Genomic DNA, 11424 nt, shown 5'->3' on the forward strand with positions numbered 1-11424 from the left:
CGTTCGCCTGCCCGGCATCCAGCAGGTCCAGCGCTCGCCGCAGCTGTGGGTTCACATGCTTGCCCGAGCACCCCAGGTCCTCGATCAACTCCAGCGTCCAGCCGCGCCGATCGCACTCGGCGGTGATCGCGGCGCGCTGCGCGTCGATGCCCAACCCCGACCGCTCCTGCTCCTCCGTCGACACCCGCACGTAGCCGATTGCATGTCGTTCTGTCATGTCGTCCTCCTCTCGGTCTCGCGGCGGAAACGTCCGTCTACGCCTTCCGCCTGACGAGGAACCCTCGCTCGTTCTCGGCGGCTTCACTACTCGCTCCCAGGAGTTGGCGCCTGCGTGGGTAGAAGCCCTGCAATCAGACACGGGTAGCCGGACGGCCCCTCCTGGCCAGGAGCCCCAGCGCTGGGCCAGCGGCGCTCAAGCTCGAAGACGTCCTCCAGACCGCCGAATCACCTGACCTGGGAATTGACCAGCTGCTGCAGGAGTACGAGATCGAACCTCTCGACGATTATCTGGATCGCACCCGCCGACATCGACGAGAGGCGATCGGAGCGGGCGAGTGACGACCTTCGCGACCGTGGCGCGGGCATCGTGCTCAAACCGAATCGGGGCCTTCGTCACTGATGCCGACGCGCACGACCGTAACGAAAAGCGGCTCCTGTTCCGGGGGAACAGGAGCCGCTTTCGGGTGTGGGGTCAGTCGTGGTTGTGGCTGCGGCTTCCGGCCTTGGCCAGGCCCCGGCTGATCATGTAGCCCACCGTGACGAATGCGACGTACCACCATGCGTCGGCGGCGCCGAAGCCCTGCCCGTCATCGCCCTTGTCCACCAGAGCGGAGGCGATGAGGATGGCGAGCGACACGATGATCCAGGCATAGAACTCGGTGGTCTTGAACGACGGCTTGGTCTCCGTCGCCGGGCGAGGTGCTCGGTACTCGGGCTGCGCCGCGGGTGTGCCGGGAGTGTAGGACATCGAAATTCCTTTCAGGAGTTGGCAGTGGCCGTACGGACGCTGCGGTTCAACGTTAAGGAACGCGCTGAGACGTCAATAGGGCTTGACTGAGTGCTTCCTGTGGGCCAGTGGTTCTTCTGCGCGCCCGAAGCAGGGGGCGTTCCCGGCGGCGGATCAGGAGAGCTCGAGATCCTCGTAGTTGTCGGGCATCGCGTCGTGCTCCGGCATCACGGGCGACGGCGATGAGAGGCGCATGAGACCGCGCTGCATGTATTCGATCGCGCCGGCGTTGTCCGGTTCGGGAAGCTTGTTGTGGCTCGTCTCGGCCATGATGGGCGTGCCTTGGGTGAGCAGGAACGACGCCTCGACCTCATCACCGTCGCCGCTGTAAGCCTGCAGGGTCACCGTGTCCGCTTGGCCGGAGCGGGACAGCGCTGCCGCGTACTCGAGCAGCACCATGGCGGCCTCGTCGCCGATGAGCAGGTCCTTGTCCGCAAAGGTCACGTGCTTCATCCTCCGACGGTAGGCGCGGGAGGGCCCTACCGCCTATGGGATTGACACGCGCCAGCCTGTGGGTCGCAGATTCAGAGGCGCTTGCCCGGCAGGAATAGGGCCCAGCGGGAGGCGCGGAGCGACTACTCCAGCGCCGGTCCCCCGCGCCCGAAGCGGATCGGACCGACCCACATCTGCCTCGCCGTACGATCCGCGTTCCAGGCATGGAAGACGATCGCGTCGCTGCCGTCGGGCGCGACGACGAGAGAGTTGTGTCCCGGCCCGACGAGTCCCGGGCCGCTCGCGAGCAGGGGCGGCGTGCCGACCGGCGCATGTTCCCACGGTCCGAGGGGTGCGTCCGAGACCGCCCATGAGACCCCGTAGCCGGGACCGGTCCAGGCGCCGCCCGAGAAGGTCATCCAGTACCGGTCGTGCCGGCGTACGACCGACGGGCCCTCCAGGGTGTGCCAGTCGTACGTCGCGCCGTACATCACCCGGCGCCGCTCATAGATCTGCCAGTCGTCGTTCGGCGACAGCACTCTCGTGGCGTCGGCCGCGAGCGTCGTCATCGAGGCGAGCGGCGCGACGGCGAGATGGGTTCCCGGCCGCTCCGCCTCCAGCACATCCCGCGCGAAGTAGAGGTACCAGCTGCCGTCCACGTCGCGGAACGGGTGCGGGTCGATGGCGAACAGCTCCCCCGGGGTCAGATTGACGCCGCAGTCGACGAACGGCCCCAGTGCGCTGTCGCAGACGGCAACCCGAAGGTGGTGGCCCGAAATGCCGTGGCCGACGGAGTAGTACATCCAGTAGCGGTCGTCGGCGTGGGCCACCTCGGGTGCCCAGTACTCGTCGCCCGCCTCCTCGGGCAGCCGCTCGAGCACCCGGCCGATGCTGGTCCAGCGGAGGAGGTCCGGCGAGGTGAGTGCCTCGAAGGCCCGCTCCCCCGGGCCCTCGCCGGTCCCGTAGGCCACATAGCCCGAGTCGAGCTTGAGGACGAACGGGTCGGCGAAGTACCCGGGGTAGACGGGTCCCGTCATCGCACTCCCACTGTGCGTCGACTCACTTCATGCCCGTGGTGGCGATGCCGGTCACGAAGCTGCGCTGGATGAGCAGGAAGAACACGATCACGGGAAGCGTCGAGAGGACCGCCCCGGCCATGAGCATCCCGTACTCCGTGACGTGCTGGCCCATGAAGAGCGCAAGCCCGGTCGGGAGCGTGGCGGTCGACGTGTCGTTCGACATGATCAGAGGCCACAGCAGGTCGTTCCAGTTGTACTGGAAGTGGAACAGCCCGAGCGTGAGCAGGGCGGGCCGCGCGAGCGGCATGATCACCTGCCAGTAGATCCGCCACTCGGACGCGCCGTCGACGCGCGCCGCCTCCTCCAGATCCTTCGGCAGGGACAGGAAGAACTGCCGCAGGAAGAAGATCCCGAATGCGTTCGTGATCCTCGGGATGATGAGGCCCGGCAGCGTGTTCGTGAGCCCCATGCCGCTCAACATGTCGTAAAGGGGGATGAGCGTGACCTGGAACGGGAGCATCAGCAGCAGCAGGATGACCACGAGCACCACGCCACTCCCCCGGAACGGCAGACGAGCGAGCGCGTACGCCGCCATGGAGTCGAACAGCAGCGAGATCACCGTGACCGACCCGGCGAAGATGAGCGTGTTCAGGTAGAGCCGCGCGAACGGGATGGCCGTCCAGATCTCGCCGAAGTGCTCCAAGGTGAGCTGCCGCGGCCAGAGCGTCGGCGGGTAGGTCACGATGTCGGACTCCGGCTTGAGAGCGGTGAAGAACATCCAGATCACCGGCAGGAGCATCGCCGCCGAGATGACGACGCCGGCGAGGATCAGCAGCACCTTCACCAGCTTCGGCATCTCCGCGCCAGGGCGATGCCGACTCCGCGAGCGCGCCTCCGTCTGGACATCGTTGCGGTCTGCCGGAGCCGCGGTGCGGGCGAGCGGTTCAGAGATGGCCATCAGTACCTCACCGTTGAGCGCCGAGAGAGGGCGAACTGGATCATCGAGAGAACGAACACGAAGGCGAGCAGCACGAGGGAGATGGCGGAGCCGTAGCCGAACCGCAGCTGCTGGAAGCCCTCGCGGTAGATGAGCATGACGAGCGTCTCGGTCCGGAAGAACGGACCGCCGTGCGTCATCACGTAGATCTGGTCGAACGCCTGCAGCGAGGCCACCGTCGCCATGATCGTGACCAGCAGCGTCTGGTTGGACAGCAGCGGGAGCGTGATGCGACGGAAGCGCTTCCATGCGCCTGCCCCGTCCAGCTTCGCGGCCTCGTACAGCTCTGCGGGGATGGACTGCAGGCCGGCGAGGTAGATGACCATGTAGAAGCCGACGTTCTTCCAGATCCCCACCATCATCACGGCGGGCATCGCGAGGAACGGATCACTCAGCCAGGACCTGCCCGAAGCGATCCCCACGCCGCCCAGCCAATAGGACAGCAGCCCGATGTTGGGGTCGAGGAGGAACGCCCAGGCGATCGCGATCACCCCGAGGGAGAGGATGAACGGCAGGAAGATCGCGGTGCGGAAGAACGCGCGCCCCGGCAGCTTCTGGTTGAGGAAGATCGCGAAGGCGAGCGCGATCAGCACGGTGAGGGGCGTCACGACCACGGCGTAGAGAATCGTGTTCCAGAACGCGTTCCACACCCCGGGGTCCTGGAAGAGCTCGGTGTAGTTGTCGAGTCCCACCCACTGCGCGGCCTGCAGCAGGTTGTAGTCGGTGAACGAGAGCTGCACCGCCTGCGCCATCGGCACCAGGGTGAACACCACGAGCGCGAGGATGCTGGGTGCGAGGAACAGCCAGGCGGTGATCTGCCGCCGTCGTGTTCCGACTCCGCCCCGACGCCGGCGGACTGGGCGGGCGCGAACGGACCCGCTGGCAAGAGTCGTCATAGATGTCGCCTTTCGTCCTCAGCCACGGGAGGAACCCGCCGCGAACTGCGCGACGGGTCCTCCCTGAACGGCGGTTCCTACTTGTTGGCCTTGTCGAGCTCCGCCTGGATGTCCTTCGACGCCTGGGTGAAGACCTCCTTCACCGAGCCCTCCCCGTTCAGCACCCGCTGCAGAGCCGGGTTGAAGATCGAGTCGGTGATCGTCGGGCCGGCGACGATGCCCGGCATCAGCACCCGGGTGTTCGCCACCACGTCCTCGGCTCCGAAGACGGCCGGGTACGGGTTCTCCTTCAACTCGTCAGCGGTGAGGTCCGAGCGGGTGGAAGGGAAGCCGGAACCGGTGGCCCAGGTCGTCTGCCCCTTCTTGGAGTTCCAGTAGGCGATGAACTCGTACGCCGCGTCCCGAGTGGTCGCGTCGGCCGAGGCCGGCACGGTGAAGGAGACGACGTCCGCGAGGATCGTGTCGTCCGCGGGACCGGCGAACGGCTTGGTGATGCCGTAGTTGAGCCCGGCCTCGTCGAACGCGGTGGTCATCCACGGGCCGACGATCTCGATCGCCGTCTTCTGGGTCTGGAACAGCTTGTCCGCATCCGCGCCGCCGAGCCCGATGGGCGACGCCTTCTCGTTCTTGACCAGGTCGGTCCAGTACTGGAGCGCCTCGAGCGACTTCGGGTCGTCGAGCAGGGACTTCTTGCCGTCCTCGGAGACGATGTCTCCGCCGTTCTGCCAGATCAGCGGCTGCCACACGGGGATGCCCTCGTGGTCGGCCAGGGCGATCGCGTACTGCTCCGGCTTGCCGTCACCGTTGTCGTCGACGGTGAGCTTCGGCACCATCGCCTTGAACTCGTCCCAGGTGGTCGGCGGCTTCTCGGGGTCGAGGCCGGCCTTCTTGAACATGTCCTTGTTCCAGTACATGAGCACGGTGGCCTGGTTGAGCGGGACGCCGTAGTTCTGGCCGTCGAACTCGGACGCCGAGACGAGGTTGGGGATGATGTCGGCGGAGCCGTAGTCGGCGTTGTCGTAGAAGCTGTCGACCGGCTGCAGGGCGCCCTTGTCGGCGAACTGCGGGATGCGCCCGACGTGCATGGCGATCAGGTCCGGGCCATCGGAGGAGCTGACTGCCGTGAGGACCTTCTGGTACATCACGTCCGAGGGCTGAGAGTTGTTCTTGACCGTCACGCGGTCCTGCGAGGCGTTGAAGTCGGAGATCACCTGGTCGACGGCCGGCTTGTCGGCGCCGTTGAGGGGATTCCAGAAGTCGAGGGTGACCTTCGCGTTGGGGTCGCCCTTGTTGCTTGATGTCCCTCCGCCGGCGCCCTGGCCCGCGCAGCCCCCGAGGGCGACGGCGATCGAGACCGTGAAGGCGGCGGTGGCGAGGACCCGCGAGCGGGAACGCCAGGAGGATTGGGTACTGCGGAATTTCTGCACAGGATCTCCTTTGAACTGCGTGCGTGGTGCACCTTTGCTGCGTGATCGTTCCCCGGGGCGCGGGGATCGACACCATGAGCCTCCGACGGACGCTGTGGAACGCCAAGGGGTTCCCTTTCGGCCCGTTAAGAGGTAAATGGGCTACCGGGTGGGACGAGACCGGGCATCGACGGGTATCCGCCCGGCCGCGATGCGCGTCCCGACGACCGCCTGGTGGCCGGTCGCCCGGTGTCGGAGAGCGCCGGCACGAAGGAAGCGCGCTGGGATCCCCCTGGTCCGAGGCGGATCGACGGGAGCCCTCGCGCGTCAGGCGCGGGGCGCGAGGGCGGTGAGGGTGCGTTGGCGGGTGCCGAGGTCCGGCCCCTGAGGCACCACGATGACTTCGTTCGCCCCCGTCTCCTCCACGAGGCTCGCGATGCGCCCGGTGACGGTCTCGAGGCTGCCGATCCCCTGCGTTCCGATCCGGTCGTCGAGGTAGGCGAGCTCCGGCCCGGACCAGTCGTGCGCCTCCGCCTGCTCGAGGGTGGGCGTGCGGCCCGGGCGCCCGCTGCGCAGCCGCGCCATGGCGAGCGCGTTGGGCAGCATCAGGCGGCGCGCCTCCGCGTCGCTCTCCGCCACGATCGCGGCGACGGCGACGGCCGCATGCGGCTCCTGCATGACCGCCGATGGAGTGAAGCTGCCGCGATACACCTCGAATGCGATCGGGGTGTTCCGGCCGCCGGCGAAGTGATGGGCGAACGCGAAAGGCAGGCCCATCATCCCGGCCAGTCGGGCGCTGAAGTCACTGGACCCGAGCAGCCAGAGCTGCGGCGCATCACCGAGACCCGGGATGGCGAGGATGCGGCTCCCCTGGCCGCCCGCGAGCGGCGGGATGGTGCCGAAGTAGGCGAGCAGCTCGAGCACCTGGTCCGGGAAGTCCTCGACCGTCTCGCGGGTCGCTCCGCGCCGCACTGCCGCGGTCGTCACCGGGTCGGTGCCGGGGGCCCGACCGAGACCCAGGTCGATCCGGTCGCCGTGCAGGGCGACGAGGGTGCCGAACTGCTCGGCGACGATCAGCGATGAGTGGTTCGGCAGCATCACGCCGCCAGAGCCCACGCGGATGCGCTTCGTGGCGGCGGCGATCGCGCCGATCAGGACCGGTGGGGAGGAGCTCGCGACTCCGGGCATGCCGTGGTGCTCTGCCACCCAGAACCGGCGGTAGCCGAGCTCGTCAGCGGTGCGGGCCAGCGAGAGGGTGTCCGCCAGAGCCTCCGAGTGAGTCATGCCTTCGGCGACGGAGGCGAGGTCGAGGACGGAGAGGGGAACGCTCATCTCTCTGCACAACCCCTCCCGTCCCTGGCGCATTCCGGGCAGGGTGGATAGAGGCTCCTGTCGCCCGCGGCGCCACGGCGCCGAGTCGCACAACGAAGGGAAGATCATCATGACCGACAGCCCCACCAAGTCGAAGGCGAAGACCAGGGCGAAGGCCGAGAACGCGGACTACGTCTGGGGATCCGAGGTCGCGTCCGGGGTCGCGGAGCTGCTCCAGCCGGTCCTCGTTCACCTGACCGCCCTGCATGTGGACGGCAAGCAGGCGCACTGGCACGTTCGCGGACGCGACTTCATCGACGTCCACGAGCTGCTGGACCTCTACGTCGAGCATGTCCGGGAATGGGCGGACGAGGTGGCTGAGCGGGTGGTCGCCCTTGGGCTGCCCGTGGACGGCCGGATCGCGACTGTCGCCTCGGCCACGACGACGCCGGAGTTTCCCGAGGGCTTCCAGAACGTGCCGGACACGATCGCCGCGGTGGTCACCCAGATCGACGCGACCCTCGAGGTTCTGCACACGAGCATCGAGGAGATCGAGGAGATCGACCCCGGCAGCCAGGACGTGCTCATCGAGATCGAGCGCGGGCTCGTGAAGGACCGCTGGTTCCTCCAGGCGCACATCGCCGACGACTAGGCCGGGTCGGAGCTGAAGGGGCCGTCGGATCCGGCGGCCCCGTGCTGGAGGATTCAGAAGGTGCGGTGCGTGAACCTGCCGCCGAGCAGGGTCGCGGCGATCGGCAGCGTTCCGAGCACCACCGGATCGGCGACTGTCAGGGGGTCCAGCTCGGCGATCGCGAGGTCGGCCACCTCTCCGACCTGGATGCCGCGACGGCCGCGCGCCGACGAGGCGAGCGCGTCGGCCACGGGCACCGCTTCCTCCGGGTGCCAGGGTCCCCGCTCGTCGGCCGTGCGGAAGACCGCCGCCGAGATGCCGAGCCACGGGTCGAGCGGCGAGACCGGCGCGTCGGAGCCGAAGGCCAGCGTGGTGCCCGCTTCCAGCAGGGAGCGGTAGCGGAACGCCCGCTCGGTGCGGCCGGCCCAGTGCCGGTCGGCCACATCGCGGTCGTCGGGCGCATGCCGCGGCTGCACACTCGCGACGATGCCCTGGGCGGCGAAGCGGGCGAGATCCTCGTCCTCGAGCAGCTGGGCGTGCTCGATGCGCCCGCCGATGCCCACCCTCTCGAAGGTGTCGAGGGCGACCCTGTTGGCGGCGTCGCCGATCGCGTGCACCGTTGGCGCGATCCCGTTGGCCGAGGAACGGACCAGCATCTGCTCGAGGGCCTCTGGCGGGACCGTGAGGAGGCCGTGCGGGTCCGGCAGTCCCGAGGGGTCGAGGTACGGGGACACGCAGTAGGCGGTGCGGGTGTTGAGCGAGCCATCGATCAGCACCTTCAGGCAGCCGACCGTGACGAGCCCCTGCTGGTCGACCACGTCGCCCGATCGCAGTCCCTCCTCGATGGCGCGCTCGAGGTCGCGGGGATAGATCCCGAACTCCACCCGGAGCAGGTCCTGACCGGCCGCCGCCCGGCGCCGCCAGACGTCGCGGTTCCAGTTCATCTCGAGGTCGACGATGCCGACCACTCCGCGAGACGCCGCGGCCGCCTGAGCCTCCGCCGCCCAGGAGTCCACGACCGCGTCGGGCAGCTCGTCAAGGGCGGCCGTCACGCGGAAGGCGGCCTCCTCGCGGAGCAGCCCGTCGGGTCCGGTCTGGATCCCGAGGGAGCGCGCCGCCACGGAGTTGAGCCAGGCGCAGTGCAGATCGGAGCTGAGCAGCACCACCGGATAGGTGGGGGCCGCCTCGTCGAGCAGCCGCCGGGTCGGCGTGTCGTTCCAGACCGCGTCTCGGAAGCCTACTCCGACCAGAAATCCCGCGGTGGGGAGTCCGTAGTCGTCGATGTGGGCGCGCACAACCGCCGCCGCCTCGGCGGCGGAGCGAGTACGGGAGAGGTCGAGGCGGCGCCGGTGCAGGCTCCACAGGGTGAAGTGCACGTGCTCGTCCCAGAGCCCGGGCAGCACGAACCGCCCGTCGAGGTCGATCCGCTCCCCCGCATCCGATCCGCTGACGGCTCCACCGCTGGCCGCGCTGGCTGCGGGGCTGATTCCGGCGATGCGCCCGGAGGCGAGGCGGATGTCCCAGGTGCCGGGCTGCCCCGGAAGTCGTGCGCCGGTCAGGACGAGGGGCGCCGCCTCAGCCACGTCGCGCGTTCCGCAGTCGCTCGTGGGCGCGGCGCATCTCGGCGGCGAGCGCGGGCTGCGCGTAGGGACCATCCCCCTCGAGCTGGTCGAGAATGGTGTCGACCACGTCGGCCGGCTTGTTCTGGCTCAGCTTGGACTTGGCGACCACCCGGGTCGGCGTGAGGCGGAGTCCGACGGTGCCCGAGCTGATCCTCTGCGCGTACTCCGCGTTCGCGGGCGTCGACTCCATCAGGCGGGGTTCGGGCAGCACCCGCTCGAACACGTTGACCAGGTCGCCGAGCACCTGGTAGTTCTCCTCAGCAGACAGCAGCTCGGGCACCCCGTAGAGATGGGCGACCACGAAGTTCCAGGTGGGCACGGCCGGCTTCGCGTCGTACCAGCCGGGCGAGATATAGCCGTGCGGCCCCTGGATGATCAGCAGCACCTCATGGCGTCCGAGCTCGTGCAGCTCCTCGTCCGGCCTGCCGACATGGCTGAGGATCGACAGGTCGTCCCGGTTCTCATCGAGGACGACCGGGTAGTGCGACGCGACGAGCCCGTTCCCCGTCATGCTCACCAGGGTCGCCCAGGGGTTCTGCCGGATGAGGCGCTTCAGCTCCTCCGGGTCCTGGAGGGTGAAGCTGGGGTTCTGGCGCATCAGTCCTTCTTCGCAGGGAGCCGCGGCCGCTTCTGCCAGCCGGGCGCCCAGTAGAGGTTGCGGCCGCCCATCTCCTCGATGACCACGTTGCCCCTGCCCCGCGGACTGGGCAGTCCCTGCCGCTTGTAGACGTAGTGGCGGTCCTGCTGGGAGGCCATGGCCTTCGCCCACTCCTCCTCGGTGAGCTCGTCCTTGGTCATCATCTGACCGGTTCGCACGCCGATCTCGAGCAGGTTGGCCCAGTCGCGCCACAGCTCCCGCACCTTGCGCTCGGGCACCTCACGCCCGGGCGTGTGCGGGTCGAGGCGGGCGCGGAACAGGAGTTCGGCCCGGTAGACGTTGCCGATGCCGCTCACGACGCTCTGGTCCATGAGGAGCAGACCGATCGGGGTCGGCTTCTTGCGCACCGCAGCCACGAACGCGTCCTCCGCCTCCTTGCCGGTGTGCACGAGAGGGTCCGGCCCCAACTTGGCGAGCACGGCCTTCGCCTGCTGCGGATCGAGGACCTCGCAGGCCGTCGGACCGCGGAGGTCGGCGACGGCCGTGTCGGTGAGCAGCCGCACTCGCACGGCGCCGACCGGCGGGGGCGGGAACCCCTCGAGTCCCTGCGCCCTCTCCTGCTCCTGCTCCGCCATCCGAAGGCGGCGGGGCGCCCCGATGCTGGTGGCGAAGTCGAGCGACTCCGCCTCGGCGTAGTCCTCGAGGCTCGTGCCCCGCTGGTTGGTCTGGCCCATGCGCCCGCCCGCGGAGGCGACCGTGGCGTCCGAGCTGATCTGGCCGGCGAAGTCCCATGACCCGTAGAGCCCCAGGTGCACCCGGAGGATCCGCTCCTCCTCGAACTCGACGAACAACTGCTTGCCGACCGCGGTGGCGGCGAGCATCACCCGGCCGTCCAGCTGCTCGGCCCCCGTGGCGAACCGTCCCTGAGGGCTCGACGCGGCGATCCGCTTGCCGACGAAGTTGGTGCGGAACTGCAGGGCGATCCGGTGGATCGAGTGGCCTTCAGGCATCTCCGCCTCGTGCGACCGCCGGATTGTGCTCCCCCGCCGCGATGGCACCGGTGCGCTCGAACTCGGCGAGTTGCGCGATCCGGCGCTCATGCCGCGGATCGAACGAGAAGGGCTCGGCGAGGAACGCGTCGATCAGGGCGGTCGCCTCCTGAAGGGTGTGCTGGCGGGCCCCAATGGAGATCACGTTGGCGTCGTTGTGCTGACGCGCCAGCTGAGCCGTCGAGAGGTTCCAGGCGAGGGCGGCACGGACGCCGCGCACCTTGTTGGCAGCGATCTGCTCGCCGTTGCCCGATCCGCCGAAGACCACGCCGAGAGCCTCGACACCGTCGCTCTGGTCCAGCACCACCGCTTCGGCGGCCGCGATGATGAACGCCGGATAGTCGTCGAGCGGGTCGTACGAGGACGGCCCGTGGTCGATCACCTCGTGCCCCGCGCCCTCCAGATGCTCCACGAGCTGCCGGCTGAACTCCAGGCCGGCATGGTCCGTGGCGAGATG

The 11424-nt window shown here is 68.8% G+C and carries 13 protein-coding genes; 1 reads left to right on the forward strand and 12 read right to left on the reverse strand.

Features of this window, described 5'->3' with window-relative positions:
• The 8 genes from JWR33_RS00575 to JWR33_RS00610 form a co-directional block, all read right to left on the reverse strand.
• Window positions 1-217, reverse strand: a 217-nt coding sequence (locus tag JWR33_RS00575; protein ID WP_297408530.1) for a recombinase family protein, incomplete at its 3' end; no start/stop codon positions are given.
• 474 nt (window positions 218-691) lie between these two features.
• Complete coding sequence (locus tag JWR33_RS00580; protein WP_297408531.1) at window positions 692-967, reverse strand: hypothetical protein; 276 nt, start codon at window positions 965-967, stop codon at window positions 692-694.
• 153 nt (window positions 968-1120) lie between these two features.
• On the reverse strand, window positions 1121-1459 hold the full coding sequence (locus tag JWR33_RS00585; RefSeq protein ID WP_297408532.1) for a hypothetical protein: 339 nt from the start codon (window positions 1457-1459) through the stop codon (window positions 1121-1123).
• A 122-nt stretch (window positions 1460-1581) separates the two neighbouring features.
• A complete protein-coding gene (locus JWR33_RS00590; protein WP_297408533.1) occupies window positions 1582-2475 on the reverse strand; it encodes a glycoside hydrolase family 43 protein in 894 nt (297 codons plus the stop codon).
• A gap of 22 nt (window positions 2476-2497) precedes the next feature.
• Entirely contained in the window at window positions 2498-3415 is a 918-nt protein-coding gene (locus JWR33_RS00595) for a carbohydrate ABC transporter permease (RefSeq protein ID WP_297408534.1), read from the reverse strand.
• Entirely contained in the window at window positions 3415-4350 is a 936-nt protein-coding gene (locus tag JWR33_RS00600; protein ID WP_297408535.1) for a sugar ABC transporter permease, read from the reverse strand. The genes JWR33_RS00595 and JWR33_RS00600 overlap by 1 nt, the downstream gene beginning before the upstream one ends.
• Window positions 4351-4427: 77 nt before the next feature.
• Entirely contained in the window at window positions 4428-5777 is a 1350-nt protein-coding gene (locus tag JWR33_RS00605; protein ID WP_297408536.1) for an ABC transporter substrate-binding protein, read from the reverse strand.
• 306 nt (window positions 5778-6083) lie between these two features.
• Window positions 6084-7088 (reverse strand): LLM class flavin-dependent oxidoreductase, encoded by a 1005-nt coding sequence (locus tag JWR33_RS00610; protein WP_297408537.1) that lies wholly within the window; start codon window positions 7086-7088, stop codon window positions 6084-6086.
• A 109-nt stretch (window positions 7089-7197) separates the two neighbouring features.
• Between JWR33_RS00610 and JWR33_RS00615 the strand changes: the two genes are divergently transcribed.
• The gene (locus tag JWR33_RS00615; RefSeq protein WP_297408538.1) at window positions 7198-7719 is read left to right on the forward strand and encodes a DNA starvation/stationary phase protection protein; all 522 of its coding nucleotides are present in this window, start codon (window positions 7198-7200) and stop codon (window positions 7717-7719) included.
• Between the two features lie 53 nt (window positions 7720-7772).
• Here the strand turns inward: JWR33_RS00615 and JWR33_RS00620 are convergent, their stop codons facing one another.
• From JWR33_RS00620 to JWR33_RS00635, 4 genes are all read right to left on the reverse strand, one after another.
• Window positions 7773-9281 (reverse strand): amidohydrolase family protein, encoded by a 1509-nt coding sequence (locus tag JWR33_RS00620; RefSeq protein ID WP_297408539.1) that lies wholly within the window; start codon window positions 9279-9281, stop codon window positions 7773-7775.
• Window positions 9274-9918 carry an FMN-binding negative transcriptional regulator gene (locus tag JWR33_RS00625; protein WP_297408540.1) on the reverse strand — a complete coding sequence of 215 codons (645 nt, stop codon included), beginning with the start codon at window positions 9916-9918 and terminating at the stop codon, window positions 9274-9276. The genes JWR33_RS00620 and JWR33_RS00625 overlap by 8 nt, the downstream gene beginning before the upstream one ends.
• Complete coding sequence (locus JWR33_RS00630) at window positions 9918-10928, reverse strand: DNA glycosylase (RefSeq protein ID WP_297408541.1); 1011 nt, start codon at window positions 10926-10928, stop codon at window positions 9918-9920. The genes JWR33_RS00625 and JWR33_RS00630 overlap by 1 nt, the downstream gene beginning before the upstream one ends.
• A partial coding sequence (locus tag JWR33_RS00635; protein ID WP_297408542.1) for a ribose-5-phosphate isomerase occupies window positions 10921-11424 on the reverse strand: 504 nt, incomplete at its 5' end. The genes JWR33_RS00630 and JWR33_RS00635, both read right to left, overlap by 8 nt.

The sequence above is a fragment of the Naasia sp. genome (assembly GCF_025465545.1).
Taxonomy (GTDB): domain Bacteria; phylum Actinomycetota; class Actinomycetes; order Actinomycetales; family Microbacteriaceae; genus Naasia.